Source organism: Pseudazoarcus pumilus (genome assembly GCF_002872475.1).
Lineage (GTDB): Bacteria > Pseudomonadota > Gammaproteobacteria > Burkholderiales > Rhodocyclaceae > Pseudazoarcus > Pseudazoarcus pumilus.
In genome coordinates this window covers 588,223-614,542 of the sequence record NZ_CP025682.1, presented here as the reverse complement: position 1 = coordinate 614,542, position 26,320 = coordinate 588,223, and the positions used below count along the sequence as shown (strand labels likewise).

General features: G+C 67.3%; 22 protein-coding genes and 1 riboswitch. Of the genes, 12 read left to right on the top strand and 10 right to left on the bottom strand.

The window, feature by feature from the left end; genetic code table 11:
* Positions 1 to 9: 9 nt before the first annotated feature.
* Positions 10 to 648 (bottom strand): response regulator transcription factor, encoded by a 639-nt coding sequence (locus C0099_RS02885; protein WP_102246057.1) that lies wholly within the window; start codon positions 646 to 648, stop codon positions 10 to 12.
* Positions 649 to 792: 144 nt separating this feature from the next.
* On the opposite strand from C0099_RS02885, the gene C0099_RS02880 reads away from it, so the two are divergent.
* Both C0099_RS02880 and C0099_RS02875 read left to right on the top strand, forming a co-directional pair.
* Positions 793 to 2,712, top strand: coding sequence for a hybrid sensor histidine kinase/response regulator (locus tag C0099_RS02880; protein WP_228151634.1), 1,920 nt, complete (start codon positions 793 to 795; stop codon positions 2,710 to 2,712).
* Positions 2,713 to 2,770: 58 nt separating this feature from the next.
* Positions 2,771 to 3,178: a PhaM family polyhydroxyalkanoate granule multifunctional regulatory protein gene (locus C0099_RS02875; RefSeq protein ID WP_102246056.1), complete on the top strand. Its 408-nt coding sequence runs from the start codon at positions 2,771 to 2,773 to the stop codon at positions 3,176 to 3,178.
* A gap of 3 nt (positions 3,179 to 3,181) precedes the next feature.
* Here C0099_RS02875 and C0099_RS02870 read toward each other — a convergent pair whose 3' ends face one another.
* Positions 3,182 to 4,072: an AEC family transporter gene (locus C0099_RS02870; RefSeq protein WP_102246055.1), complete on the bottom strand. Its 891-nt coding sequence runs from the start codon at positions 4,070 to 4,072 to the stop codon at positions 3,182 to 3,184.
* A gap of 78 nt (positions 4,073 to 4,150) precedes the next feature.
* Between C0099_RS02870 and C0099_RS02865 the strand changes: the two genes are divergently transcribed.
* The gene (locus tag C0099_RS02865) at positions 4,151 to 4,654 is read left to right on the top strand and encodes a VOC family protein (RefSeq protein WP_102246054.1); all 504 of its coding nucleotides are present in this window, start codon (positions 4,151 to 4,153) and stop codon (positions 4,652 to 4,654) included.
* A 60-nt stretch (positions 4,655 to 4,714) separates the two neighbouring features.
* Here the strand turns inward: C0099_RS02865 and C0099_RS02860 are convergent, their stop codons facing one another.
* The 5 genes from C0099_RS02860 to scpA form a co-directional block, all read right to left on the bottom strand.
* On the bottom strand, positions 4,715 to 6,094 hold the full coding sequence (locus C0099_RS02860) for a KamA family radical SAM protein (protein ID WP_102248353.1): 1,380 nt from the start codon (positions 6,092 to 6,094) through the stop codon (positions 4,715 to 4,717).
* A 302-nt stretch (positions 6,095 to 6,396) separates the two neighbouring features.
* Positions 6,397 to 8,385, bottom strand: a complete 1,989-nt coding sequence (gene accC / locus C0099_RS02855; RefSeq protein ID WP_102246053.1) for an acetyl-CoA carboxylase biotin carboxylase subunit — start codon at positions 8,383 to 8,385, stop codon at positions 6,397 to 6,399.
* Positions 8,386 to 8,530: 145 nt separating this feature from the next.
* Positions 8,531 to 10,063: an acyl-CoA carboxylase subunit beta gene (locus C0099_RS02850; protein WP_102246052.1), complete on the bottom strand. Its 1,533-nt coding sequence runs from the start codon at positions 10,061 to 10,063 to the stop codon at positions 8,531 to 8,533.
* 16 nt (positions 10,064 to 10,079) lie between these two features.
* A complete protein-coding gene (gene meaB, locus C0099_RS02845; RefSeq protein WP_408634111.1) occupies positions 10,080 to 11,054 on the bottom strand; it encodes a methylmalonyl Co-A mutase-associated GTPase MeaB in 975 nt (324 codons plus the stop codon).
* Positions 11,055 to 11,056: 2 nt separating this feature from the next.
* On the bottom strand, positions 11,057 to 13,219 hold the full coding sequence (gene scpA, locus C0099_RS02840; RefSeq protein WP_102246051.1) for a methylmalonyl-CoA mutase: 2,163 nt from the start codon (positions 13,217 to 13,219) through the stop codon (positions 11,057 to 11,059).
* A gap of 176 nt (positions 13,220 to 13,395) precedes the next feature.
* Between scpA and C0099_RS02835 the strand changes: the two genes are divergently transcribed.
* Complete coding sequence (locus C0099_RS02835; protein ID WP_102246050.1) at positions 13,396 to 13,665, top strand: type II toxin-antitoxin system HicA family toxin; 270 nt, start codon at positions 13,396 to 13,398, stop codon at positions 13,663 to 13,665.
* Positions 13,666 to 13,688: 23 nt separating this feature from the next.
* Here C0099_RS02835 and C0099_RS02830 read toward each other — a convergent pair whose 3' ends face one another.
* A complete protein-coding gene (locus tag C0099_RS02830) occupies positions 13,689 to 13,964 on the bottom strand; it encodes a DUF5666 domain-containing protein (protein ID WP_102246049.1) in 276 nt (91 codons plus the stop codon).
* A gap of 124 nt (positions 13,965 to 14,088) precedes the next feature.
* Between C0099_RS02830 and C0099_RS02825 the strand changes: the two genes are divergently transcribed.
* A complete protein-coding gene (locus C0099_RS02825; RefSeq protein WP_102246048.1) occupies positions 14,089 to 14,292 on the top strand; it encodes a DUF6494 family protein in 204 nt (67 codons plus the stop codon).
* 108 nt (positions 14,293 to 14,400) lie between these two features.
* On the top strand, positions 14,401 to 15,546 hold the full coding sequence (locus tag C0099_RS02820; RefSeq protein ID WP_228151633.1) for an MFS transporter: 1,146 nt from the start codon (positions 14,401 to 14,403) through the stop codon (positions 15,544 to 15,546).
* Positions 15,547 to 15,559: 13 nt separating this feature from the next.
* Here C0099_RS02820 and C0099_RS02815 read toward each other — a convergent pair whose 3' ends face one another.
* On the bottom strand, positions 15,560 to 16,867 hold the full coding sequence (locus C0099_RS02815) for a carbonic anhydrase (RefSeq protein ID WP_164084870.1): 1,308 nt from the start codon (positions 16,865 to 16,867) through the stop codon (positions 15,560 to 15,562).
* A 142-nt stretch (positions 16,868 to 17,009) separates the two neighbouring features.
* Between C0099_RS02815 and C0099_RS02810 the strand changes: the two genes are divergently transcribed.
* The 4 genes from C0099_RS02810 (at position 17,010) to C0099_RS02795 (ending at position 23,233) form a co-directional block, all read left to right on the top strand.
* Complete coding sequence (locus tag C0099_RS02810) at positions 17,010 to 17,591, top strand: TMEM165/GDT1 family protein (protein ID WP_102246045.1); 582 nt, start codon at positions 17,010 to 17,012, stop codon at positions 17,589 to 17,591.
* A gap of 110 nt (positions 17,592 to 17,701) precedes the next feature.
* Positions 17,702 to 17,803: riboswitch (TPP riboswitch) on the top strand.
* 55 nt (positions 17,804 to 17,858) lie between these two features.
* Positions 17,859 to 18,701, top strand: a complete 843-nt coding sequence (thiD, locus tag C0099_RS02805; protein WP_102246044.1) for a bifunctional hydroxymethylpyrimidine kinase/phosphomethylpyrimidine kinase — start codon at positions 17,859 to 17,861, stop codon at positions 18,699 to 18,701.
* A 52-nt stretch (positions 18,702 to 18,753) separates the two neighbouring features.
* Complete coding sequence (gene thiC, locus C0099_RS02800) at positions 18,754 to 20,670, top strand: phosphomethylpyrimidine synthase ThiC (protein WP_102246043.1); 1,917 nt, start codon at positions 18,754 to 18,756, stop codon at positions 20,668 to 20,670.
* Positions 20,671 to 20,953: 283 nt separating this feature from the next.
* Positions 20,954 to 23,233 (top strand): putative bifunctional diguanylate cyclase/phosphodiesterase, encoded by a 2,280-nt coding sequence (locus C0099_RS02795; protein WP_102246042.1) that lies wholly within the window; start codon positions 20,954 to 20,956, stop codon positions 23,231 to 23,233.
* Here the strand turns inward: C0099_RS02795 and C0099_RS02790 are convergent, their stop codons facing one another.
* A complete protein-coding gene (locus tag C0099_RS02790; RefSeq protein WP_102246041.1) occupies positions 23,234 to 25,024 on the bottom strand; it encodes an SLC13 family permease in 1,791 nt (596 codons plus the stop codon).
* Positions 25,025 to 25,197: 173 nt separating this feature from the next.
* Between C0099_RS02790 and C0099_RS02785 the strand changes: the two genes are divergently transcribed.
* Positions 25,198 to 25,722: a DUF2478 domain-containing protein gene (locus tag C0099_RS02785; protein WP_102246040.1), complete on the top strand. Its 525-nt coding sequence runs from the start codon at positions 25,198 to 25,200 to the stop codon at positions 25,720 to 25,722.
* Between the two features lie 10 nt (positions 25,723 to 25,732).
* Positions 25,733 to 26,320 (top strand): YqiA/YcfP family alpha/beta fold hydrolase, encoded by a 588-nt coding sequence (locus tag C0099_RS02780; protein WP_102246039.1) that lies wholly within the window; start codon positions 25,733 to 25,735, stop codon positions 26,318 to 26,320.

The window sequence follows — 26,320 nt, the reverse complement described above, 5'->3', positions numbered from 1 at the left end:
ACCGACGCTTCAGGCCCGCGCCCCGCTCCTGGACAGCGCCACCAGCGCCTGCGAGCGATTGCGCACGTTCATGGCGCGGAAGATCGCCGACATGTGCACCTTCACCGTACCCTCGGACAGGCCCAGCGCGTCGGCGATCTCTCGATTGGTCTTGCCCTGGCCGAGCAGTTCGGCCACACGCGTCTGCGCGGCCGTGAGCCGATAGCGCGACTCCTGCGCGCGCGAGCCGCGTCCACGCGCCACTTCCTCGCCCGGCCCGTCCTGCGGCGTGAAGAACACCCCGCCATCGAGCACGGTACGCACCGCATGACGCAGCTCGTCCCCCGAACTGCTCTTGGACACGAAACCGGAGGCGCCGACCTTCATCGCGCGGCGCAGCGTGGCCTGATCGTCGAGCGCGGAGACGACGATGGTGGGCATGTCCGGATAGCGCTTGGCGAGCACGCCCAGCAGCGAGAAGCCGGACAGGTCGGGCAGCATCAGGTCGATGATCGCCAGATCCCAGTCCGGACTCTCCGCGAGCAGCACGAGCGCCTCCTCGGAGCCGCGCGCCTCGACACACTCCAGCCCGGACTCGATGCGCCCGAGGGTCTGCGCCATCGCCTCGCGCACGAGCGCGTGATCCTCGACGATCAGTACCCTGGTCACCTGCGTGTTCCCTCCGGCCGCGAGTGCATCAAAATGGGGCAAGCATAGCATGTGCGCGATGCGCCGGCGCGCATCGCGCCGACCCGCGAAAGCCTGCACAATCGAGCCTGCGCTCGAACGCCACGGGAGGGGCTGGAAGTGATCATGAAGAACTGGGGCGTGCGTGCGCGCGTGTTGCTGGTGGCGGTGTTGCCGATGCTCGTCGTGGCCTTGCTGCTCACCGCCTTTTACACCAGTTCGCGCATCGACGACGTCGAGCAGGCGCACGCCGCGCGCGGCAAGGCCTATGCCCGTCAGCTCGTCGCGGCGAGCGAATACGCCGTGTTCTCCGGCAACCACGACGCCCTGCAGAAGCTCACCGAAGCGAGCCTCGCCGAAGAAGGCATGGCCGGCGTGATCATCATCGACCTGTTCGGTGAGACGCTCGCGCGCAGCGGACAGCTGGACGAGGACATTGCGCTGGCGCGCGAGCTGCTCGCCGAATCCGACTACGTCAGCAGCAAGCGCACGCTGCGCGTGATCGAACCCATCTACGCCGGCCAGGCCTCTCTCGGCACCGAGCTCAACGACGAGGCCTTTCGCTCGGGCTCCAAGGTACTCACACCGACGCTCGGCAACGTCGTCGTGGACCTGAGTCGCAGCGCGCTCGACGCGCAGCGTCGCGACCTGCTGCGCACCGGCATGCTCACCGTGCTGGCCGCGCTGGTCGGCACCCTGCTGTTGGCCACCTCGATGAGTCGCGGCGTATCCGGCCCGATCCGGCGCGTGGCCGATGCCGTCTCGCGCATCGGCAAGGGACAGTTCGACCAGCGCGTACCCATCGTCGGCGGCGGCAGCCTGCGCATGCTCGCCGAGGGCGTCAACGAGATGGCCGAGGAACTGGCCGGCATGCACGCGCAGATGCGCGGTCGCATCAGCGAGGCGACCGCCGAACTGCGCGAACGCAAGGAAGAGGCCGAACGCGCCAACATGGCCAAGTCGCGCTTTCTGGCCGCCGCCAGTCACGACCTGCGCCAGCCCATGCATGCGCTCGGGCTGTTCATCTCCGAGCTGTCGCAATGCCGTCTGGACGCGCCCTCGCGCCACCTGCTCGGCCAGATCACCGCCTCGGCCGAGGCCATGGAGGATCTGCTCGACAGCCTGCTCGACATCTCGCGCCTCGACGCCGGCGTACTGCAGGCGAGTGTGCGCGCATTCCCGTTGCAGCCGGTGCTCGAACGCATTGCCGCGACCCAGCGCGCAGCCGCGTCGGACGCGCGCGTGACGCTGCGCATCCGCCACACCGACGCCTGGGGCGTGAGCGACCCGGTCCTGTTCGAACGCATCCTCGGCAATCTCGTCAGCAACGCCGTGCGCTATTCGCCCGCAGGCAAGGTGCTGGTGGCCTGCCGACGGCGCGGCGATACGTGGCGCATCGAGGTGCGCGACAACGGCATCGGCATCCCGCAGCATGCGCAGGAGAATATCTTCCAGGAGTTCGTCCAGCTGCAGAACCCGGAGCGTTCGCGCGACAAGGGTCTCGGCCTGGGTCTGGCCATCGTGCGGCGCCTGACCGCGATGCTCGACCATCCGCTCGAACTGCGCTCGACTCCGGGGCGCGGCTCGGCCTTCGCAGTCACGATCCCCGCAGGCCGGCGCGAGGACGTCGTCGATGCGCCCGCGCCCGAACGCGAACCGGGTGATCTGGGGGGGCTGCGCGTGGCCTTGGTCGAGGACGACCCGCTGGTGCTGAGCGCGATGCACAGCCTGCTCACCTCCTGGGGCTGCGACATGGTCGCCGCGCCGGACCTGGAACTGCTGGTCGATCGGCTCAACGCACGCGGAGGTGCGCCCAATGCGATCATCAGCGATCATCGTCTGGCGCGCGGCGCGAGCGGCGCCGAGGTGATCCGCGAAGTGCGACGCCGCTACGGCGAGGACCTGCCGGCGGCCCTGATCACCGGAGACACCGGCCCGGATGCACTCGCGCTGGCCGAACGCGAAGGCCTGCCGGTCCTGCACAAGCCGGTGCGTCCGGCACGATTACGCGCGCTGCTCAACCGCATCGCCGCCAACGTCGACTGAGCGAAACTGCACGGCCCGCTCAATCGATGCATGCACACGTTCCGCCAAGGAGACGAAGATGAGCGACACCCCCAAGGATCAGGATCCGATCGAGATGCTCAAGCGCATGTGGTCGGGCGCCGGCGTTCCGCTGCCGGGCATGGTCGCGCCGACGCTGGACATCGACGAACTGGACAAGCGCATCGGAGATCTGCGCACGGTTGAGCACTGGCTCAAGATGAACCTCAACATGCTGCAGGCGACCGTCCAGGGCCTCGAAGTGCAGCGCTCCAGGCTGGCCGCGCTCAAGGCCATGGCAACGCAGACATCTGCGTCGGCGGGGGGCGCCGGCACAGCCCAGGACAACCCCTTCGTCGCAGCGATGTGGCCGTGGAACATGATGCAGCCACCACCCGCCGATTCCGACAAGAGCGCAAAGCCTCCGGACAAGACGCCGGCAGCGCGCAAGCCTCGCGCCCGCAAATAAACCCTACAGAACAGTCAGCCAGAAGGTCAGCGTAGGCACGGCGAGCAGCGTGGTGGCCGAGATCAGCCAGGCCACGCCAGCGCCGTCGCCGCCCATGCGCATGGCCAGGATGTAGGCCGAACTGGCCGAGGGCATCGCCGCGAACAGGACCAGCAGGTCGAAGGCCATGCCCTCGAGCCCCACCGCACGACCGAGCAGCCATGCGACCACCGGCATCAGCGCCAGCTTGACGGTGACGATCCAAACCGAGCCGGCCACATTGCCGCCCGCCGAGCCCCAGCGCAGCGCACCACCCACGGCCAGCAGACCGAGCGCCACGGCCGCGTCGCCCAGGCGGGACAGGAAGGCCTCGGCCGGCACCGCCAGCGTGCCGCCGGCAAGATTGAAGGCCAGCCCCGAGAGCGTCGCGATCACCAGCGGATTGCGCACCAGCTCGCGCATCACACGGCCTTGGCCGTGGCGCGCCAGCATGCCCACCGCCATGATGTTGGCGAACGGCACCATCATGCCGCACAGCGCGCCCATCAGCGCCAGGCCGTCGGCGCCGTGCAGCTTGCCGGCGATGGCGATCGCGATATAGGTGTTGAAGCGGTATGCGCACTGCAGACGCGAGGCGAAGGCGATGCCCGACAGCCCCATCAGCGCACGCCCCGCGAATCCCATCAGGAAGCCGAGGAACATCACCGTGATGCCCGAGGCGACCAGCGGCAGCGTCGTGCCCAGATCGATCGTGACCGAGGCCAGAGCGCGAAACAGCAGGGCCGGGAAAAGTACGAAGTACACGAGCTTCTCGACCCCGGTCCAGAAACCCGGGTCGGCCACCAGCCAGCGGCGCAGCAGCACCCCGAGCAGGATCAGCGAGAAGTCCGGAAGCAGCAGCAGCAGGCTTTGCATGGGTGGCAAGCATAGCGCACTCGACCGGCGCCTGTGCTGGCGCGACAATGCGCCATCCCGTCACCGGCAAGGAACTTCATGAGCACTCGCCCCTTCCGCATCCTCGGCATCCAGCAGATCGCCATCGGCGGTCCCGACAAGCAGCGACTCGCGAAACTGTGGGTGGACCTGTTCGGTCTGGAGCGCAGCGGCAGCTTCACCAGCGAACGCGAGAACGTCGACGAAGACATCTGCGCGCTCGGCACCGGCCCGCTGCGCGTGGAGGTGGACCTGATGCAGCCGCTCGACCCCGACAGGAAGCCCGCCGTGCACACCACGCCGCTCAACCATGTCGGCCTGTGGGTAGACGACCTGCGCGCGGCCGTCGAGTGGCTCACCGCGCAAGGTCTGCGTTTCGCGCCCGGCGGCATCCGCCCCGGCGCGGCCGGACACGACATCGTGTTCGTACATCCGAAGGCCAACGACGAATTCCCCATTGCCGGCGAAGGGGTGCTGATCGAACTGGTGCAGGCCCCGCGCGAGGTCATCGACGCGTTCACGACGCTGGCCGCCCACGCACGCCCATTCGGCGAGACGCTTTAGGTCGCACGAAACGAAAGAGCCCGCCGAACGGCGGGCTCTTTCTTGCGAAGCGGATCGAACTTATTCCGCTGCCGCGAGCTTCTCCTGGCGCAGTGCGTCGTACTCGTCCTGCCAGAACCAGCGCTCCCCGAAGGCCGGCTCGAGCCCGTCGAGCCAGGTTGCGTGTTCGTCGTACTTCGCGAAGAACGGGCGCTGCACCCAGTCCGGATTGCGTGCCTGGATGAAGCGCAGCACGAACACCTTCTCGCCGGCGATCTCGGCCACGCCCTGGATCTCGACCTTGCCCGGGCTCGCACTCATGCTGGGGCCGCGCGCGGTGCGCGCGAGACCCGAGACCTGCTGCATGGCCTCACGGTAGATCTCCCACGCGCGCAGCAGCGGCACCTCGAAGTAGCGGCTCGCGCCGGTGTCGCGCTCGACGAACATGTAATAGGGCACGATGCCGAGCCTGACCTGAGCCTGCCACATGCGCGCCCACACCGCCGGGTCGTCGTTGATGTGGGCGATGAGCGGACCCTGCGCACGGATCACGGCGCCGGTAGAACGGATGCGGCGGATCGCCGCCTGCGCCGCCTCGGGCTCGAGTTCCTTCCAGTGGTTGTAGTGCGCCATGATGGCGACCTGCTTGCCGGCCTCGACGAGACGCTCGAGCAGCTCGATCAGCGCGTCCGCGTCCGGCGCGCCGAGGAAGCGGTGCGGCCAGAAAGTCAGCGCCTTGGTACCGATGCGCACGGTCTGAATGTGATCGAACTCGGGTTCGAGCAACGGCTCGAGGTAGTTGGCCAGGTGCGAGGTCTTCATCACCATCGGGTCGCCGCCGGTGATCAGCACGTCCGTGACCTCGGTGTGCGCACGCAGGTAGTCGTGCAGTTGCGTCGCCTCGGAACTGGCGATGCGCAGGTCCTTGTCGCCGACGAACTGCGCCCAGCGGAAGCAGAAGCTGCAGTAGCTGTGACAGGTCTGGCCCTGGCTGGGGAAGAACAACACCGTCTCGCGGTACTTGTGCTGCAGGCCGTCGAGGCGGTTGCCCTCCGCATCCAGCGGCATGTTCATGGCCATCTGGTCGGCCGGGTGCGGATTGAGCTCGGCGCGCACCTCGGTGATCGCCGCTTCCAGCTCGGCCTTGTCCGCGCCGGCGCGGATCAGGCCGGCGATGCGCTCGAAGTGGCCGGGCGCGAGCATGTCGCGCTGCGGGAAAACAAGCTGGTAGATCGCGTCTTCGGGAATGTTGTTCCAGTCGATGAGCTCGTCGATGACGTACTGGTTGACGCGAAACGGCAACACCGACGAAACCACCTTCATCTCGAAACGCTGCGCGTCGCTCAGCCCCTGCAGGGCCTCGATGCGGTCGATGTCGCGCTGCGTATACACCTTGAACGGTACGCGCTCGGCGTAGGCCGGGGTGGCCGGCTCGCGCTGCCGCACGATGGGCGTGATCATGGCGCTCATTCGCTTTCCTCCAAGTCTGTCACCGGCCCGCGACCCTCGTCGCCGCTGCGTGCGGCATCGAAAGACTGCGAATCAGCGGGGCGGTGGGCGTCCGGTGCGGGAAAAAAGGGGATCGGCCTTGCTCAGGCCTGCACCGGCGCTGCGTGAATGCGGCTTGCGAAGCCGGAACGCGATTTCTGGTCTGCGGATGTTATTCGATCAATAATGTTTGCGCAAATCGGGCGCTTCGCGCCCTCTCCCCGCGTGGCCGGGGAGTCGCCGAAATACCTTGGCCGATGCGCCCTGCAGCACTTTCAGTCGAACTCGAGGATGAGATCGTCCACCGCCAGGCTGGCACCGACCTGCGCATGGATGCATTTGACGCGACCGTCGCGCTCGGCGCGCAAGACGTTTTCCATCTTCATGGCTTCGATCACCGCCACCTTCTCCCCACTCTTGACTTCCTGCCCCTGGGCCACCATGACTTCGCGCAACAGGCCCGGCATCGGCGAGAGCACGAAACCGGTGAGATCAGGAGTCTGTTTCACCGGCATGCGCGCGAGCAGTTCGGCCGCACGCGCCGACAGCACCTGGGCCTCCACCTGCAGACCGAAGTGGCTGATGGCCCAGCCCAGGCCGCGGCGCTCGACCTGCATGCACACCGGCGCGCCATCGATGCGTGCCTCGAACAGCACATCGGTGAAGTTCCAGTCGGACTCGATTCGCAGCGCACGCCCCTCGTGCGTAACCGCCAGCCCGCCGGCGAGCGGCTCGACCGACACCGCGTGCTCGCGCTCACCCACCACCACGGTCCATTCGCGCGGCGGCGTGTAGGCCGCGCCGTCCATCTGCCCGCTGATCGAGGCATCGCGCTGCACGCGGCGCCAGTGCGCGAACATCGCCACGGCCGCCAGCAGCAGCGGATCGTCGTGTGGCACTTTCGAGGCATCGAAGCCCGCCGGATACTCCTCGGCGATGAAGCCGGTGTTGAACGCCCCGGAACAGAAGCGCGGATGCTGCAGCAGTGCGGCCTGGAACGGGATGTTGGACGAGATGCCGCGGATCACGAAGGCGTTGAGCGCATCGCGCATGCGCGTGACCGCCTCGGCGCGGTCGCGCCCATGCACGATCAGCTTGGCGATCATCGAGTCGTAGAACATCGGAATCTCGCCGCCTTCATACACCCCGGTATCCACACGAACCGACCCCAGAACCTCGGCCGGCGGGCGGAACTTCACCAGCCGGCCAGTGGAGGGCAGGAAGCCGCGGAACGGGTCTTCGGCGTTGATGCGGCACTCGATGGCCCAGCCGTCGAGCCGCACATCACTCTGCGCAAAGGCCAGCCTCTCGCCGGCCGCGACGCGAATCATCTGCTCGACCAGATCCAGCCCGGTGGTCAGTTCGGTCACCGGGTGCTCGACCTGTAGACGGGTATTCATCTCCAGAAAGTAGAAGGACTTGTCCGCGCCGACGACGAACTCCACCGTGCCGGCCGACTGGTAGTCCACGGCCTTGGCCAGCGCCACGGCCTGTTCGCCCATGGCGCGGCGGGTTTCGGCATCAAGGAACGGACTCGGCGCTTCCTCGATGACCTTCTGGTGACGGCGCTGGATCGAGCATTCGCGCTCGTTCAGATACACCACGTTGCCGTGCGCGTCGCCCAGCACCTGGATCTCGATGTGGCGCGGCTCGACGACGAATTTCTCGATGAACACCCGGTCGTCGCCGAAGGCGTTGGCCGCTTCCGAGCGACACGACGCGAAACCCTCGTGCGCCTCCTCGTCGTTGAAGGCCACGCGCAAGCCCTTGCCTCCGCCACCGGCTGACGCCTTGATCATCACCGGATAGCCGATGTCGCGCGCGATCTCGACGGCGCGCTCGGGCGAGTCGATGGCGTCGTTCCAGCCGGGGATGGTGTTCACCCCGGCCTCGGCCGCGAGCTTCTTGGACGCGATCTTGTCGCCCATCGCCGCGATGGCCGCGTGCTTCGGGCCGATGAAGACGATGCCAGCCTCCTCCAGCCGGCGCGCGAATTCCTCGTTCTCGGACAGAAAGCCGTAGCCCGGATGCACGGCCTCGGCGCCGGTCTCGCGACAGGCCTCAATGATGTTGTCCATCACCAGATACGACTGCTTGGACGGCGCCGGACCGATGCACACGGCCTCGTCCGCCAGCTCCACATGCAGCGCACCGGCGTCGGCCTCGGAGTACACCGCGACGGTCGCGATGCACATGCGGCGGGCGGTCTTGATCACCCTGCAGGCGATTTCACCTCTGTTTGCAATCAGGATTTTCTTGAACATTGGCCAACCTCAATTCGAAGTGAAGTCTCTGAGCGATCCGGCGCGCGCAGGGTAAGGCGGCGACGCAGGCTGCGACGAGACAGTACGCCAGTACGGCGAGGAGCAGACGAGGAAGCCAACGCCGCCATGCGTGATGCCCGATCGCTCAGAGAGGGATGTTCCCGTGCTTGCGCCAGGGGTTATCCAGCTGCTTGTTCTTCAGCATCGCCAGCGACCGGCACACGCGCTTGCGCGTCTCGTGCGGCATCACCACGTCGTCGATGAAGCCGCGCGCGCCCGCCACGAAGGGGTTGGCGAAGCGCGCCTTGTACTCGGCTTCCCGTGTGGCGATTTTCTCCGCGTCGTCCTTCTCGCCGCGGAAGATGATCTCGACCGCGCCCTTGGGGCCCATCACCGCGATCTCGGCCGTCGGCCAGGCCAGATTCACATCGCCGCGCAAATGCTTTGAGCTCATCACGTCATACGCGCCGCCGTAGGCCTTGCGCGTGATCACGGTGACCTTGGGCACGGTGCATTCGGCGTAGGCATACAGCAGCTTGGCGCCGTGCTTGATGATGCCGCCGTACTCCTGCGCGGTGCCGGGCATGAAACCGGGTACGTCGACGAAGGTCACGACCGGAATATTGAAGGCATCGCAGAAGCGCACGAAGCGCGCGGCCTTGATCGAACTCTTGATGTCCAGACATCCGGCCAGCACCAGCGGCTGGTTGGCGACGATGCCCACCGTCGAGCCGCCCATGCGCGCCAGCCCGATCACGATGTTCTTCGCGTAGTCCGTCTGCAGTTCGAAGAAGTCCCCGTCATCGACGATCTTGGCGATCAGTTCCTTCATGTCGTAGGGCTGGTTGGGGTTGGCCGGAACCAGGGTGTCGAGCGAGTCGTCCATGCGCTCGGCCGGATCGGTGAGCGGCATGACCGGCGGCGCTTCGCGGTTGCTCGCGGGCAGGAAGTCGATCAGGCGGCGCGTCATCAGCAGCGCCTCGACATCGTTGTCGAAGGCCAGATCCGCCACGCCGGATTTACTGGTATGCGTTCCGGCGCCGCCCAGCTCCTCGGCGGTGACTTCCTCGTGCGTAACGGTGCGCACCACTTCCGGCCCGGTCACGAACATGTAGGAAGAGTCGCGCACCATGAAGATGAAGTCTGTCATCGCCGGGCTGTACACCGCGCCACCGGCGCACGGCCCCATGATCAGCGATATCTGCGGAATCACGCCGGAAGCCAGGACGTTCCTCTGGAACACGTCGGCATAGCCGCCGAGCGAATCCACGCCCTCCTGGATGCGCGCGCCGCCGGAGTCGTTGAGGCCGATCACGGGTGCTCCGACCTTCATGGCGTGGTCCATCAGCTTGCAGATCTTCTCGGCGTGGGTTTCCGACAGCGAACCACCGAATACCGTGAAGTCCTGCGAGAACACGAACACCAGCCGCCCGTTGACCGTGCCGTAGCCGGTCACCACGCCGTCGCCGGGAACGGTCTGGCCCGCCATGCCGAAGTCGGTGCAGCGGTGCTCCTTGAACATGTCCCACTCTTCGAAGCTGCCCTCGTCGAGCAGCAGTTCGATGCGCTCGCGCGCGGTGAGCTTGCCCTTGGCGTGCTGCGCGGCGATGCGTTTCTCGCCGCCGCCGAGGCGCGCGCGTTCGCGCTTCTCCTCGAGTTGCCGGATGATTTCCTGCATCTTCCCCTCCCCCGGATCAGATGTTGTCGAGGTGCCCGAGCAATCGGGCCGCCGCGGCAGCCGGTGTGACCTGTCCCTGCTCCACCTCGGCCTGCAGGCCGGGCAGTTCTTCTGCAACGCGCACGTTCGCACGGAAACGCGCGCGCAAGTCGTGATCGATCAGTTCCCACATCCACGCGCCGGCCTGACGGCGGCGGCGGGCCGCGAAGGCGCCGTTGGCGACCATGGTTTCGCGGAATTTCAGCACCGTGTTCCAGAACACATCGATGCCCTCGGCCTTGAGCGCCGACACCGGAATCACCGGCGGCGTCCAATCCGGGTGGGCGTGGCGCACCATGGAAATGGCCCCCTGCATCTGCGCCTGCGCGCGGTGCGTGGCCGCCTTGTCGATGTCGGCCTTGTTGATCGCGACCAGATCGGCGATTTCGACGATGCCTTTCTTCATGCCCTGCAGGTCGTCGCCGGCATTGGGCAGTTGCAGCAGGCAGAAGATGTCGGTCATGCCGGCCACGGCGATCTCGCTCTGACCGACGCCGACGGTCTCGACCAGCACCACGTCGAAGCCGGCCGCTTCGCACACCAGCATGGCCTCACGCGTACGGTGCGCCACGCCGCCCAGCGCGCCGGACGACGGGCTGGGGCGGATGAAGGCCTCTGTCCGGCGCGACAGCAGTTCCATGCGCGTCTTGTCGCCGAGGATGGAGCCGCCATGCACCGACGACGACGGGTCGACGGCCAGCACCGCGACGCGATGCCCCTGCTCGATGAGGTACAGCCCCAGCGCCTCGACGAAGGTGGATTTGCCCACCCCCGGCACGCCGGACAGCCCCACGCGCAAAGCCTTGCCGGTATCCGGCAGCAGCGCCTCGACCAGCGCCCGCGCCTGCTCGCGATGATCGGCGCGGGTCGATTCGACCAGCGTGATGGCTTTCGCCAGCGCGCGGCGCTTGCCGGCGCGCACGTCCTCGGCCAGCGTCTGCCTGTCGCTCACGATCAGCCTTTCAGTGCCTTGCGAATCTGCCTGAGCACTTCGCGCGCGGCGTCGGGAATCGGCGTACCGGGCCCGAAGATGCCGCTGGCGCCGGCCTTGTAGAGCATGTCGTAGTCCTGCTGCGGGATGACTCCGCCGACGAAGACGATGATGTCGTCGGCCTCTTCCGCGCGCAGCGCCTTGACCAGTTCCGGCACCAGCGTGCGGTGGGCGGCGGCGAGCGTGGAGATGCCTACGGCGTGCACGTCGTTCTCGACGGCGTGGCGCGCGGCCTCCTCGGGCGTCTGGAAGAGCGGGCCGATGTCCACGTCGAAGCCCAGATCGGCGAAGGCCGAGGCCACCACCTTGGCACCGCGGTCGTGGCCGTCCTGGCCGAGCTTGGCGATCATGATGCGCGGCCGGCGGCCGAAGTCGGCCACGAAAGCGTCGATGTCTTTCTGCAGCACCTGCCAGCCCTCCTCGTTCTCGACGACCTTGCCATACACACCGGACACGGTGTGCGTGTCGGCACGGTAGCGGCCCCACACGGCTTCGAGCGCATCGGAAATCTCGCCCACCGTGGCACGCGAGCGCACGGCGGCAATCGACAGTTCCAGCAGATTGCCCTCGCCACCCTTGGCGCATTCGGTCAGAGCGGCGAGCGCCTTTTCAACGGCCGCCGCATCGCGCGTCGCGCGAATTTTCGCCAGCCGCGCCACCTGCGATTCACGCACGGCATGGTTGTCGATGTCGAGAAAGTCGATGGCGTCTTCGTTCTCGAGCCTGTACTTGTTCACGCCGACGATGACGTCCTTGCCCGAATCGATGCGCGCCTGCTTCTCGGCCGCGCACTCCTCGATCTTGAGCTTGGCCCAGCCGGACTCGACGGCTTTGGTCATGCCGCCCATGGCCTCGACTTCCTCGATGATCTCCCAGGCCTTGTCGGCCAGATCCTGCGTGAGCTTTTCCATCATGTAGGAGCCGGCCCAGGGATCGACGACGTTGGTGATGTGCGTCTCTTCCTGGATCACGAGCTGGGTGTTGCGCGCGATGCGGGCGGAGAAGTCGGTAGGCAGCGCGATGGCTTCGTCGAGCGCATTGGTGTGCAGCGACTGCGTGCCGCCGAACACCGCCGCCATCGCCTCGATGGTGGTGCGCACGACGTTGTTGTACGGGTCCTGCTCGGTCAGCGACCAACCCGAGGTCTGGCAGTGCGTGCGCAGCATCAGCGAGCGCGGGTTCTTCGGTGCGAACTCCTTCATGATGCGCCACCACAGCAGGCGCGCGGCGCGCAGCTTGGCCACTTCCAGATAGAAGTTCATGCCGATGGCGAAGAAGAACGACAGCCGCCCGGCGAAGTGGTCCACGTCCAGCCCGCTGGAGAGCGCGGTGCGCACGTACTCGCGCCCGTCGGCCAGCGTGAAGGCCAGCTCGATCGCCTGGTTCGCGCCCGCTTCCTGCATGTGATAGCCGGAGATCGAGATGGAGTTGAACTTCGGCATGTTCCGCGCGGTATAGCCGATAATGTCGGCGATGATCTTCATCGACGGCGCGGGCGGGTAGATGTAGGTGTTGCGGACCATGAACTCCTTGAGGATGTCGTTCTGGATGGTCCCCGAAAGCTGGTCCTGCGCCACGCCCTGCTCTTCGGCCGCGACGATGTAGCCGGCCAGCACCGGCAGCACGCCGCCGTTCATGGTCATCGACACCGACACCTTGTCGAGCGGAATGCCGTCGAACAGGACCTTCATGTCCTCGACCGAATCGATGGCCACGCCGGCCTTGCCGACGTCACCCACCACGCGCGGATTGTCGGAGTCGTAGCCGCGGTGCGTCGCCAGATCGAAAGCCACCGACACGCCCTGCCCGCCGGCGGCCAGCGCCTTGCGGTAGAAGGCGTTCGACGCTTCGGCCGTGGAAAATCCGGCGTACTGGCGGATGGTCCACGGCCGCGTGGCGTACATCGTCGCCTGCGGGCCGCGCACGAAGGGTTCGAAACCGGGGAGCGTATCGGCGAAGGGCAGGTCGGCCACGTCCGCCGCGGTGTACAAGGGCTTGACGCGAATACCTTCCGGCGTGACCCAGTCCAATTGGCTCACATCGCCTTCGGGCGCGTTGCGGGCGGCGGCCTGACGCCAGGCATGCAGATCGGCGGGCGGAACGGGCGGATGGTCGTACTTGGGCATCGGATGTCTCCGGCCTCGCGCGGAGCGCGGCGACGGCCGCCGATGCCCGCGCTGGCACAGGGGTGGAATGCGGCCAATGTTACACCAGCGTGTACGCCACCTCGGTGCGCTGCAACATGCGAAACCGCCCGGGAACGGCTACGGTCATAGAAGCATCTTCCACAGCGGAGCGCACCATGAGTCACAAGCACACCCAGCTGTTGCGCGCCGTCTTCCAGGAGCCGGCACCGGCCAACGTGCATTGGCGCGAGGTCGAATCGCTGCTGCGCAATCTCGGCGCCGAGATCGAACCGTCGCACGGTGCGCGCTTTCGCATCGTACTCAACGGGCACGAGGGCTTCCTGCATCACCCGCATCACGGCACCACCTGCTCGAAGAGCGAGATCCGCCTGCTGCGCGAGTTTCTCGCCGGCGCCGGGGCGACGCCGTCGGCGGTCGAGGGCTGAAACGCTCCCGGCGCGCCGTCGACTCAATCGTCGAGTTCGATCTCCGTGGCGAAGTGGCGACCATCGCGGTAGGTGAAATCAACCTCGACGCGCTGGCCCTCGCGCAGATCCTCGAATCGCTTCAGACCGTCGTCGTAGTCGGTCGACGCGATCGTGTGAAAGGTGATGCCCTGCACCATCAGTGTTCGCTCGGAAACGTCCACGCGCTCGATCACGCCCTCAATATCGTCGGCCCAGGCCGCACCGGCAGCACTAACGAACATCGCCGCCGCAGCGGCCTGCAACAGAAGCTTTTTCATGGGTCGATCTCCATTGGATGCAGCCGTGGCCCGCCCCCGTGGCAGACCTGCGGCCGGAATCGTCTATGCTGGGAGCGGTGATGCAGACCACAGCATCTTCGATTCGCAATCAGGAGACCGAAGCATGAACGACGAAGTTCTCAACATGAGTATCCGCAAGTTTCTGAAGACGGTCGGCGTCAATTCGCAGATCGAGATCGAGAAGGCCGTGCGCGAGGCCGACGAGGCCGGCAAACTCAAGGGCGGCAAGCTGCCGGCGAAGATGACGCTGGTGGTCGACGACCTGGCGATCAACATCAGCTTCGACGGCGAACTCGACCTGGGCTGACCTCCCCGGCGCGGCGTCGCGCTACCATGCGCAACCGAACCCGGCACGGCGCGCATGACGACACCGCCTTCCCAGGACTCCCGAGCACCCTTGTGGCGCCACGTCGCGATGCTCGGCACCACCCAGATCATCGCCTGGGGCACGCTGACCTACAGCATTGCGGTGCTCGCGCCATCGATGTCGGCCGAACTGGGCATGAGTATCGGCATTGTGTTCGGCGCCTTCTCGCTGGGACTGGGCTTTTCCGGTCTGGCCGCGCCGGCGGTCGGGCGCGCCATCGACCGCATCGGCGGTGGCCGCGTGATGGCCGGCGGCTCGCTGCTGGCGACACTGTCGATGGGGCTGGTCGCTCTGTCCGAGGGCCCGCTGCTGTTCTTTCTTGGCTGGATCGTCGCCGGGCTGGCGATGGCGGCCAATCTGTACGATGCCTCGTTCGCGACGCTGTCGCAGTTCGCCGGCACGCGCTACCGGCAGGCGCTGACCGCGCTGACCCTGCTCGGCGGACTCGCCAGCACGGTGTTCTGGCCGCTGGCGTGGTGGCTCGAAGGTCTGGGCGGCTGGCGTACCGCATTCGCGGTCTTTGCCGTGCTGCATCTCGTGCTGTGCCTGCCGCTGCATCTTGCCCTGCCGCGCCCACGGCTGGCCGCGTCGCAAACCACGCCTGCGAAGGACGCCGACGAGTCGGGCGCGACGCAGCGCCGTCGATTGCTGTGGTTGGCAACCGCGTTCACGCTCGCAGCCTTCGTCGTGTCGGGCATGGCCGCGCACGTGGTCGGCGCACTGCGCGCCAGCGGGTTGAGCGACGGCGCGGCGGTCGCGGCAGCCTCGTTGATCGGGCCGATGCAGGTGCTGGGTCGGGTGATCGAGTTCGCTTTCGCACGCAATCTGCCGGCCGTGCGCGTCGGCCTGGCCTCGCTCGTGACGATGCTGCTGGCGATGACACTGCTGCTCATCGCCGGGCTGGTGCCGATGCTCGCATTCGCCTGCGCCGTCACCTACGGCCTGGCCAACGGGGTGCTGAGCATCGCGCGCGGCACCGTCCCGGCGGAACTGTTCGGCCGCGAAGCCTACGGCGCCCTGATGGGGCGGCTCGCGCAGCCGGCCTTCTTCGCCAAGGCCGCCGCCCCGCTCGCAGTCGCGCTGCTGATCGGCGCCGGGGAGAGCTACGTGCGCATGGCCGCACTGTTCGTCGTGCTGATGGGCGCGGCGATCGCCGCCTATGTGCTTGCGGTGAGAAAGACTCGGCAAACATGATGCCCCCTGATCCTCACCGCAACTCCAGCACGCGGCGGTCGCGGGTCGGCTGCAACGGGCGGGCGCTGGGCGGATGCAGTCGGGCGATCACGCCGAGCTGCTCCCACGACAATTGCATGGGCTGCTTGAAGACCACGCGCAGCACGCCCTCGGTGCATGGCGGCACGGTCAGCGAGCCGCTGTAAAGGTAATGCGCACGCTCGGCGGGAATCAGCGCCGACAGGTCCACGGTGCGATCAGGGGCGTACTGCCCGCCGCGCTCCAGCGGCAGGCTGGCGAGCCACTCGGCGAGCACCGGATGATCGTCGTTGCCGGCCTCGAACTGCACCGACACCACGGCCATGCGTCCGTCAGGCGCACGATGGTGCAGGTCCACCGACAGGTCGTGGATGCGGCCGTCCACGCGCGCTTCGCCCGGACGGTGCACCTCGATGTAGACCAGTTCGTAACGTTCGCCGCGCAGCGTCGCACCCAGGCCCTCGCCGGCATGGATGCGCAGCAGCCGGCCGGTATCGATCACGCGAAAATAGCTGGGCCGGTAGTCGAACTGCGGTGCCTCGAGATTGACGGCAAGGCCCGAATGCAGGTCGATCGGCGACTGGCGCCGGCCGTCGCGGCATTCCGTCCAGTCCGGGCGTAGCCGCCCCCACATTTCGGGGCCGGTCAGATCCTCGTAGCTCCATTCGATGGGCGGATGACGCGGCGCCAGCGGATCCGGCGCAGCCGGCCTGGACGCGGTACGCGTCGCCAATGCCTCGCGCCGGGCCTCCGAGCCCAGTCGCGCCGGCCCGGAGGCCGGCTCGCTGCGTTCGACGCCCGCCTCCGGCGGTGGCGATTGCGGTGGCGTCTGCGCGCGCGTCTGTTCGTCGGCCGCGCGCGCCATGCGCTCGGCCTCCAGCGCGAGTTCCATCAGATCGGCCGTGCTCGGCGGACGACACACCTCGCGCCACAGGCGGTCGTCCACCCCGCCCGGTGCGACCTGACGCGGCGTCTGATCGGCGACTTCCTCCTCGCGCACGATGATGCTGCGCGCGTCCAGATAGCGGCGACGCACCGGCATGAAGCTGCGGTTGCGGCAGTCGTAGCGGTTGAGCGCATGCACGGCGACATAGCCGAGCCGCCCGGCCTCCTCCTCACCCAGCAGCATGCGTGCCCAGGCCACGCGCGTGCCGGCATCGGACTGGATGATCGCGTCGCGATCGATCTGCACCTGACGTGCGTTGTCGCGCGCGATCGTGACCCAGCCTCCGGCGACGACCGGGCCGGCGAGCAGCGAGAGCACAACGATTGCTGGGGCGACGAGGCGCGAGACGAGGGGCATTGAGGTGCCTGCTGGTGATGCGGTATCCGACACTACAACGGCCCCGGCCGCAAGTTTCTTTAGCCCCGGGCCGACGATACAATGCGCGGCCGCGCAATGGCCGCAGGACGGCGTCGGACGCACCCGCGCCAAATGCCACCTCATGACCCTCGCCCTCGACGCCTTTCTCGTCTCCACCGGCATCGTCGCACTGGCCGAAATCGGCGACAAGACACAGTTGCTGGCTTTCATGCTGGCCGCGCGCTATCGCCGCGCCGGCCCCATCGTGTTCGGCATTCTGGTCGCCACCATCGCCAACCATGCCTTCGCCGGCGCGCTCGGCACCTGGCTCACGCAGGTGCTGGGACCGGACCTGCTGCGCTGGGTGCTGGGTCTGGGCTTTCTCGCGATGGCCGTGTGGATCCTCATTCCCGACAGGCTCGACGCCGAGGACGTGCAGGTAAAGACCGGCATGGGCGTCTTCGCCACCACCACCATCGCCTTCTTCCTGGCGGAGATGGGCGACAAGACACAGGTCGCCACGGTCGCGCTGGCAGCGCAATACGACGCCTTCGTGGCCGTCGTGGCCGGCACCACGCTGGGCATGATGATCGCCAACGTGCCCGCCGTGTTCGTCGGCGACCGGCTCGCGCACCGCATGCCGGTGCGCCTGGTACACGCCATTGCCGCGGTGCTGTTCGCCGTGCTCGGCGTCGTCGCGCTGGCCGGCGCGTGGGATGCCTGAAGGCCAGGGGCTCCGGAGAGATCAGCCGCATGTCATGCCGCCGCCAGCCCCTTTCTCACCAAATCTTGACCTGTGTGGTTGTTCGCGCCCGGTCGCTGCGCTAGGATCACGAAAATCGTTGGGGGTGCCCGCAATCGCTTGAGCGGGCTGAGAAAATACCCTTGGAACCTGATCCGGTTAGCACCGGCGTAGGAAAACGCGCATGACCCGCCCGCAGTCCCCTTCCCGACTCTCCCGTATACCCGCCACCTCTGCGGAGCGTGCGCGGTGAGCCGCATTGCCAATGTCGTCTCGATCGCCGGCGTCGATCCGTCCGGTGGTGCCGGCGTGCTCGCCGACCTCAAGGCCTTCTCGGCGCTGGGCGCCTACGGCTGCGGCGTGATCGCCGCGCTCACCGCGCAGAACACCCAGGCCGTCACCGGCGTGCACACCCCGCCCATCGATTTCCTGCGCAAACAGATCGACACGCTGTTCGCCGATGTGCGCATCGACGCGGTCAAGCTCGGCATGCTCGGCACGGCCGAGATCGTGCGCACCGTGGCAGACCGTCTCGCGCACTTCAAGGCGCCCTTTGTGGTGTGCGACCCGGTGATGGTGGCCAAGAGCGGCGACCACCTGCTCGCGCGCGAGGCCGTGGCCATGCTGCGCGAGGCACTGCTGCCGCAGAGCTTCATGATCACGCCCAACCTGCCCGAAGCCGCGGTCCTGCTCGAATCCGGCACGCCGGATTCGGTCAAGGACATGTACCGCGCCACCGAACGTCTGCGCGAGATGCTGCCGACGTCCGGTCAACGCTGGGTGCTGCTCAAGGGCGGCCATCTGCCCGGCGGCGAGCTGGTCGACCTGCTCTTCGACGGCGACCGCATGATCGAGATGCATGCGCGGCGCATCGAAACCAAGAACACCCACGGCACCGGCTGCACGCTCTCGTCGGCGATCGCGGCACTGCTGCCGCAAACGGCCGGCGACGCGAACGGCGTCGAGGCCGCGGTGCGCGGCGCGCGCGACTATCTGTTGCGCGCGATCGCAGCCTCCGGCGAACTCGACGTCGGACACGGCCACGGCCCGGTGCACCACTTCCATGCACTGTGGCCGCAACGCCCGGCCTGAACCCATTCCGCCCACGGGCGGCCCGCATCACCCAAGCAAGAACGGAGTTGTCATGAACGCCAACGAAAAATTCATCGCTGCCGAGGCGCATGTGGACGCAGCTGCGGTCGCACCGCTGCCCAATTCGCGCAAGATCTACGTCGAAGGCTCGCGAGCCGACATCCGCGTGCCGATGCGCGAGATCACCCAGAGCGACACCTCGGAGTCCATGGGCTTCGAGCGCAACCCGCCGGTCTTCGTGTATGACTGTTCCGGCCCCTACACCGACCCGAATGCCAGGATCGACGTGCGCTCCGGCCTGCCGGCATTGCGCCAGGCGTGGATCGACGAGCGCGGCGACACCGAGCAGCTGTCCGACCTGTCGTCCGAGTTCGGCCGCCAGCGCGCCGCCGACAAGTCGCTGGACGAGCTGCGCTTCCCCGACCTGCACCGTCACCCGCTGCGCGCCAAGTCCGGCAGGAACGTCACCCAGATGCACTACGCGCGCCAGGGCATCATCACGCCGGAGATGGAATTCATCGCCATCCGCGAGAACCTGAACCGAGAGAAGTACATCGAATCGCTGCGCGCGTCCGGCCCCAAGGGCGAGAAGATGGCCGCCATGATGCTGCGCCAGCACCCCGGCCAGAGCTTCGGCGCCAGCCTGCCGCAGACCATCACGCCGGAGTTCGTGCGTGACGAGGTCGCGCGCGGTCGCGCCATCATCCCGGCCAACATCAACCACCCCGAGTCCGAGCCGATGATCATCGGCCGCAACTTCCTGGTGAAGATCAACGGCAACATCGGAAACTCGGCCGTCACGTCCTCGATCTCCGAGGAAGTCGACAAGATGACCTGGGGCATCCGCTGGGGCTCGGACACCATCATGGACCTGTCCACCGGCAAGAACATCCACGAGACGCGCGAGTGGATCATCCGCAACAGCCCGGTGCCGATCGGCACGGTGCCCATCTACCAGGCGCTGGAAAAGGTCGACGGCAAGGCCGAAGAGCTGACCTGGGAAATCTTCAAGGACACGCTGATCGAGCAGGCCGAACAGGGCGTGGACTACTTCACCATCCATGCCGGCGTGCTGCTGCGCTACGTGCCGATGACCGCCAACCGCATGACCGGCATCGTCTCGCGCGGCGGCTCGATCATGGCCAAGTGGTGTCTGGCGCACCACAAGGAGAGCTTCCTCTACACGCACTTCGAGGAAATCTGCGAAATCATGAAGGCCTACGACGTGAGCTTCTCGCTCGGCGACGGCCTGCGCCCCGGCTCCATCTACGACGCCAACGACGACGCCCAACTCGGTGAGCTCAAGACCCTCGGCGAACTCACCGAAGTGGCGTGGAAGCACGACTGCCAGGTGATGATCGAAGGCCCGGGCCACGTACCGATGCAGCTCATCAAGGAGAACATGGATCTGCAGCTCGACTGGTGCAAGGAAGCCCCGTTCTACACGCTCGGACCGCTGACCACCGACATCGCGCCGGGCTACGACCACATCACCTCGGGCATCGGCGCCGCGCAGATCGGCTGGTACGGCACGGCCATGCTTTGCTATGTCACGCCCAAGGAGCACCTCGGCCTGCCCAACAAGGACGACGTCAAGGACGGCATCATCACCTACAAGCTCGCCGCCCACGCCGCCGACCTGGCCAAGGGCCATCCGGGCGCGCAGATCCGCGACAACGCCCTGTCCAAGGCGCGCTTCGAGTTCCGCTGGGAAGACCAGTTCAACCTCGGCCTCGATCCCGACCGCGCACGCGAGTACCACGACGAGACCCTGCCCAAGGACTCGGCCAAGGTCGCGCACTTCTGCTCCATGTGCGGCCCGCACTTCTGCTCGATGAAGATCACCCAGGACGTGCGCGAATACGCCGCGCAGCAGAACCTGGACGAGCAGGCCGCGCTCGCCAGGGGCATGGAAGAGAAGTCCATCGAGTTCGTGAAGACCGGCGCCAAGGTCTATCACAACATCTGATCGACCTCGCAACGCGATGAACGACGGGCCGCCTTCGGGCGGCCCGTTTTCAATTGCAGCCTGCTGCAGAGTCGTCACGACCGCCCCGAAAGGCGCTCTCGTCACTAGCTCCACCTCCGGACTGACGCGGATACGACACCGACAGCGGCGATCGGGCGATCGGGCGATCGACCACACCATGCGCGGCGGGATTCCGCTAGACTCGAATGCCATATCCGATGGACTTCGATGAATGGCCCCGATCGCCACCCGATCCTCGCCGCACCTTGGGACCCGCTGACCCATGCACGGGCCGATCCTGACCGCACTGCTGTACAACGCCGCCTTGCTGCTGGCGATGGTGCTGGTGTTCGAACTGGCCAGCAGCCGCTACCGGCTGGACGCCAGCCGCGGCACGCAGATGCTCACCGGCGGCGTTCTCGGCCTGATCTCAATCGGCGTGATGATGGCGCCGTTCGACTTCGCGCCGGGCATCGTCTTCGACACGCGCTCGGTGATCCTCGCCATGTCGGGCCTGTTCTTCGGCGCACTACCGACCATCGTCGCCGCCGCGATCGCCGCCGCCTACCGCTTCGCGCTGGGCGGCGGTGGCGCCTGGACGGGGGTGTTCGTGATCGTCGCCGCGGGCGCCATCGGCTATGCGTGGCGCCTGCGCTGTAGCGGCTCGCTGGCCGAGGTGCGCGGGCGCGAGCTCTATGCGTTGGGACTGGCCGTGCATCTGACCATGCTCGCCCTGATGATGACGCTGCCCACTGGCGCGGGCCCGGGCGTGATCGCCGCGATCGGCCTGCCCGTGATGTTCGTGCATCCGCTCGCCACGGCCACGCTCGGCATGCTGCTGGCCAACCGTCTGCGGCGTGACCGCAGCGAGCGCGAACTGCAGCGCAGCGAGGCGCTTTACCGTTCCCTCGTCGACAGCCTGCCGCAGAACATCTTCCGCTACGATCGCGAGGGGCGGCTCACCTTCGCCAACCGCGTGTTCCAGCAAACCATTGGCCGCAGCGAGGCCGAGTTGATGGGCATCAGCGTGTATTCGTTGGCGCCACCCGATCTGGCCCAGCACTACCGTTCCATCGACGCCGAGGTGCTCGCCTCCGGCGAGCCGGTGTCGCTGACCGGCACGCATCCGTCCACGCGCACCGGTGAGCTGGTGCACGTCGAGATCGTCAAGTCGCCGATCCGCGCCCCCGACGGCACGATCGAGGGCATCCAGTGCGCGGTCACCGACGTCACCGAGCGGCGCGAGGCGGAAGCGCGCGTGCATCGGCTGGCCTACTACGACACGCTCACCGGCCTGCCCAACCGCAGCCTGCTGACGGATCGTCTCGCCCAGAATCTGGCCGCGCAGCGGCGCGCCCCGTCGGTCGAGGCGCTGATGCTGCTCAACATCGACCGCTTCAAGATCGTCAACGACGCGCGCGGCTACCGCGCCGGTGACGCCCTGCTCAAGGCCTTCGCCGAGCGCCTGCAGGATCTGCTGCGCAGCGGCGACACGCTCGCGCGCATGATCGGCGACGAGTTCGCCATCCTGCTCCCGGATGTGAGCGGCCGGGCCGATCGCGCCAGTCGCCGCGCGCTGACCGTAGCCGAGAAGATCCATGCCGAACTGCGCCGCCCCTTGCTCATCGACGGCGAGGAGTTCGCCGTTTCGGCGAGCATCGGCATTACGCTGTTTCCCGACGAGAATGGCGAAGATTCGCCCGAGGCCGTGCTGCGACGCGCCGACACGGCGCTGCACCGCGCCAAGGCGGGCACCGATCAGACCGCTTTCTTCGACACCGTCATGGGCGAATCGGCGACGCAGAGCTTTCGCGTAGAACGCGACCTGCGTCACGCGCTCGCCCACGACGAGTTGTGCCTGCACCTGCAATCGCTGATCCACCCCGAGCGCGGCACCATCGGCGCCGAGGTTCTGGTGCGCTGGAAGCATCCGGTCTTCGGACTGCTCTATCCCAACGCCTTCGTCCCCATCGCCGAGGAATCCACCCTGATCGTCGAACTCGGCTCCTGGGTGCTCACCGAGGCCTGCGCGCTGATCGCCGTCGAGGCCCGCGCCGGGCGCGAGCTGCGCCTGTCGGTCAACATCAGCCCGCGCCAGTTCCGCCAGCGTGATTTCGTCCCACGGCTTAAGACGCTGCTTGCTGAATCCGGCGCCGCGCCGCGCCAGCTCACGCTGGAGATCACCGAGGGCCTGTTCCTGCACGAGATCGACGAGATCACCGCGCGCATGAACGAACTGGCCGCGCTGGGCGTGCGCTTCTCGATCGACGACTTCGGCACGGGTTATTCGTCGCTGGCGTATCTCAAGCGCCTGCCGATCCACGAGCTCAAGATCGACAAGAGCTTCATCCAGGACGCACCGGACGACCCCAACGACGCCGCGCTGGTCGAGACGATCCTGTCGGTCGCACGCCACCTGCAGCTCGATGTGGTCGCTGAGGGCGTCGAAACCGAAGAACAGGCAGCCTTTCTGTCGCGCCGGGCGAGCGTCATACACCAGGGCTATCTGTACGATCGGCCCGAAGCGGCCGAGCGCTGGCTCGAGCGCTGGCGACAGGTTTGATCAGGCCGGCTGCAGCGGCCAGAAGAACGGAATGAGCGCAGTCGCCAACGCCCACACCAGCAGGTTCATCGGAACGCCGAGGCGCGCGAAGTCGCCGAAACGGTAGTTGCCGGCGTTATAGACCAGGGTGTTGGTCTGGTAGCCGATGGGCGTGGCGAAGCTCGCGCTGGCGGCGAACATCACCCCGACGACGAAGGGACGCGGATCGACGCCCAACTGCTGGGCCACGCCGATGACCACCGGCGTGAGCAGCACCGCCACCGCGTTGTTGCTGATGAATTCGGTCATCACCGACGCGATCAGGATGACCAGCGCCAGCATCGCCCACGGCGAGAGATCCGCGCCGGCGGCGACCAGTGCGCCTGCGAGCAGGTCGGACAGCCCCGAATCACGCATCGCGATCGACAACGCGAGCATGCCGTAGATGAGCACGATGACGGGCCACTCGATGGCCTTGTAGGCCTCGTCGGAACGGATGCAGCCGCTGGCCACGACCACCGCCGCACCAATGAGCGCCAGACCCTCGATGGGCATCACGTTGAAGGCCGCGAGCACCATCACCGCCGCGATCGTCGCCAGCGCCACCGGCGCCCTGGCATGACGGTGCGACGGCGCGCGGGTTTCGGTGATGGCGATCAGGTCGCCGTTGTCGCAGAAGCGGCGAATCTGCGTCGGCGAGCCCTCGACCAGCAGCACGTCACCGAACTGCAACTGGAACTCGTCGCCGATGTCCTCGATGGAGGCATCCTTGCGATGCACGGCGATCACGTGGATGCCGTAGCGCGCGGCCAGGTCGAGATCGCGTATGGGGCGCTGCGCGTAGCGCGAGGTCGGGCCGACGATGGTCTCGACCATCACCACGCCGCTGCGTCGCAGCGTTTCGAGGTCATGCGTGCCGCCGGCCGAACGCGACAGGCCGGCCATGCGCAGATCCATCATGCCCTCGCTGCGGCTGTGCACCACCAGGCGGTCGCCCGCCACCAGCCGCGTATCCGGCGACGGTGCGGAGTGCTCGTCGTCACCGCGCAACAGCGTCAGCACCCGGATCGTGCCGTTGGCCACGCCCGCCTCGCGCAGGGTTCGCCCGACCATTCGCGAACCTTGCGGCACGAACAGCTCGGTCATGAACAGGCGCTCTCCACTCGCACCGAACTGCCGGCTGAGCCGGTCACGCACTGGCAGCAGGCGCGGCGCCAGGCAATACATCGCCGCGCAGCCGAGCAGCGCGATGAGCACCGCCGGAGCGCTGATCTCGAACATGTGAAACGGCGCCAGCCCGAGATCGCGCGCCACGCCGTCGACGAGGATGTTGGTCGAGGTGCCGACCATGGTCGTCATGCCGCCGAGAATGGTCGCGTAGGACAGGGGGATGAGCAGCCGCGAGGCCGCGATCCCGTGACGCGCGCTGATCGCGATCACGGCCGGGATCATCACCATCACCACCGGGGTGTTGTTGATGAACGGCGACACCACCACGCCCACGGCCAGCATCGCCAGCAGCAAACGCCGCTCCGAGCCACCCGCCATCGAGGCCAGCCACTCGCCCAGCCGGTCCACGCAACCGGTGCGCGCCAGTGCGCCGCTGATCACGAACAGGCAGGCGATGGTCACCGGCGCGCTGTTGCCGAACACCGACAGCACCTGGGCCGGCGCGAGCAGCCCGGTGGCGAGCAGCAGGGCCACCGCGCTCATCACGGCGACGTCGGGCTTGAGCCATTCGCGCACGAAGCATGCGAACAGGGCGACCAGGACGAGGCCGACGAATACGGGCTGGACAGGTTCGGGAATCATCGCACGCCCGCGCGCGGGGAAGGGACACGGCGCAAAGCTACACGAGCGCGCTCAGAACCGGAAAGAATGAAATCTTCGTTCTATATTCCTTGCATAGCTTCGCGTCCGATGCGCTTCGCACCCCGCCCGGTCGATGCGACAATCGTGCGCATCGACCGCCACTTTCACGCACCATGACCACCGACGCTCCCGCCCCGCTCGCCGCCATCGTCTACACCCCGGAAGACCCGGTGGAGAACCTCATGCTCGAGGTCGCGCACGCGCTCGGCGAGCGCGGCCTGCGCCTGGGCGGGGTGCTGCAGCACGACATCGGCATGAGCATCGACGATCCCTGCGCGATGGAACTCGAGAACCTCGCCAACGGCGAGCGCTACTCGCTGTCGCAGGAACTGGGGCGCGGCTCCGAGGCGTGCCGCCTCGACCCGGCCTCGCTGGCGCGCGCCGCAGTCGAGATTCGCCGCGCCGTCGAAGGCGGCGCGCAGCTGGTGTGCGTCAACAAGTTCGGCGCGCAGGAGGCGCTGGGCACCGGCCTGCGCGAGGAGATCGGGCTCGCCGTGGCCGCCGGCATTCCACTGCTCACCGCCGTCGGACACCGCTTCCTGCCCGAATGGGAAGCCTTCTCGGGCGGCTATGGAGAACTGCTGCCGCCCGAGCACGATGCGGTGCTCGACTGGTGCCTGCGCGTGACCTCGGCCTGAGGGGCGCGCGATGATCCTCTACCTGCACGGCTTCCGCTCCGCGCCGGCCTCGCACAAGGCGCAGGCCCTGGCACGCCGCATGGCCGAACGCGGCCTCACCCGGGATTTCTGGTGCGAGCAGTTGCCGCACGAACCGGCGCGTGCCGTGGCGCTCATCGAGCACGCCATCGACACCGCGCGCGAGCGCTTCCCGCAGCGCATGCCGACGCTGGTGGGCAGCTCGCTCGGCGGCTTCTACGCAACGCATCTGGCCGAGCGCCACGAGCTGGCCGCCGTATTGGTCAATCCGGCAGTGGTCGCGCCGATCTCGCTCGAACAGTGGATCGGCGAGCTGGACAACTTCTACACCGGCGAGCGCTTCATGTTCACGCATGAGCACGTGGCGCAGCTGCGCGCGCTCGACGTGCCCGCGATCACACGGCCCGGGCGCTACTGGCTGCTGGTCGAACAGGGCGACGAGGTGCTCGACTACCGCGATGCCGTCGAGAAGTACCGCGGCGCGCGCCAGAGCGTGCTCGAAGGCGGCAATCACGGCTTTACCCGCTGGGACGCCTACCTCGACGCGATCATCGACTTCGCCGGCCTGCGCGCGCCGTAA

Bases quoted from the DNA above. Each gene is read 5' to 3' on its own strand.
- C0099_RS02880 (WP_228151634.1), top strand. From the start codon at position 793: ATGAAGAACTGGGGCGTGCGTGCGCGCGTGTTGCTGGTGGCGGTGTTG.
- C0099_RS02875 (WP_102246056.1), top strand. From the start codon at position 2,771: ATGAGCGACACCCCCAAGGATCAGGATCCGATCGAGATGCTCAAGCGC.
- C0099_RS02870 (WP_102246055.1), bottom strand. From the start codon at position 4,072: ATGCAAAGCCTGCTGCTGCTGCTTCCGGACTTCTCGCTGATCCTGCTC.
- C0099_RS02865 (WP_102246054.1), top strand. From the start codon at position 4,151: ATGAGCACTCGCCCCTTCCGCATCCTCGGCATCCAGCAGATCGCCATC.
- C0099_RS02860 (WP_102248353.1), bottom strand. From the start codon at position 6,094: ATGATCACGCCCATCGTGCGGCAGCGCGAGCCGGCCACCCCGGCCTAC.
- accC (WP_102246053.1), bottom strand. From the start codon at position 8,385: ATGTTCAAGAAAATCCTGATTGCAAACAGAGGTGAAATCGCCTGCAGG.
- C0099_RS02850 (WP_102246052.1), bottom strand. From the start codon at position 10,063: ATGCAGGAAATCATCCGGCAACTCGAGGAGAAGCGCGAACGCGCGCGC.
- scpA (WP_102246051.1), bottom strand. From the start codon at position 13,219: ATGCCCAAGTACGACCATCCGCCCGTTCCGCCCGCCGATCTGCATGCC.
- C0099_RS02835 (WP_102246050.1), top strand. From the start codon at position 13,396: ATGAGTCACAAGCACACCCAGCTGTTGCGCGCCGTCTTCCAGGAGCCG.
- C0099_RS02830 (WP_102246049.1), bottom strand. From the start codon at position 13,964: ATGAAAAAGCTTCTGTTGCAGGCCGCTGCGGCGGCGATGTTCGTTAGT.
- C0099_RS02825 (WP_102246048.1), top strand. From the start codon at position 14,089: ATGAACGACGAAGTTCTCAACATGAGTATCCGCAAGTTTCTGAAGACG.
- C0099_RS02820 (WP_228151633.1), top strand. From the start codon at position 14,401: ATGCTCGGCACCACCCAGATCATCGCCTGGGGCACGCTGACCTACAGC.
- C0099_RS02815 (WP_164084870.1), bottom strand. From the start codon at position 16,867: ATGCCCCTCGTCTCGCGCCTCGTCGCCCCAGCAATCGTTGTGCTCTCG.
- C0099_RS02810 (WP_102246045.1), top strand. From the start codon at position 17,010: ATGACCCTCGCCCTCGACGCCTTTCTCGTCTCCACCGGCATCGTCGCA.
- thiC (WP_102246043.1), top strand. From the start codon at position 18,754: ATGAACGCCAACGAAAAATTCATCGCTGCCGAGGCGCATGTGGACGCA.
- C0099_RS02795 (WP_102246042.1), top strand. From the start codon at position 20,954: ATGCACGGGCCGATCCTGACCGCACTGCTGTACAACGCCGCCTTGCTG.
- C0099_RS02790 (WP_102246041.1), bottom strand. From the start codon at position 25,024: ATGATTCCCGAACCTGTCCAGCCCGTATTCGTCGGCCTCGTCCTGGTC.
- C0099_RS02785 (WP_102246040.1), top strand. From the start codon at position 25,198: ATGACCACCGACGCTCCCGCCCCGCTCGCCGCCATCGTCTACACCCCG.
- C0099_RS02780 (WP_102246039.1), top strand. From the start codon at position 25,733: ATGATCCTCTACCTGCACGGCTTCCGCTCCGCGCCGGCCTCGCACAAG.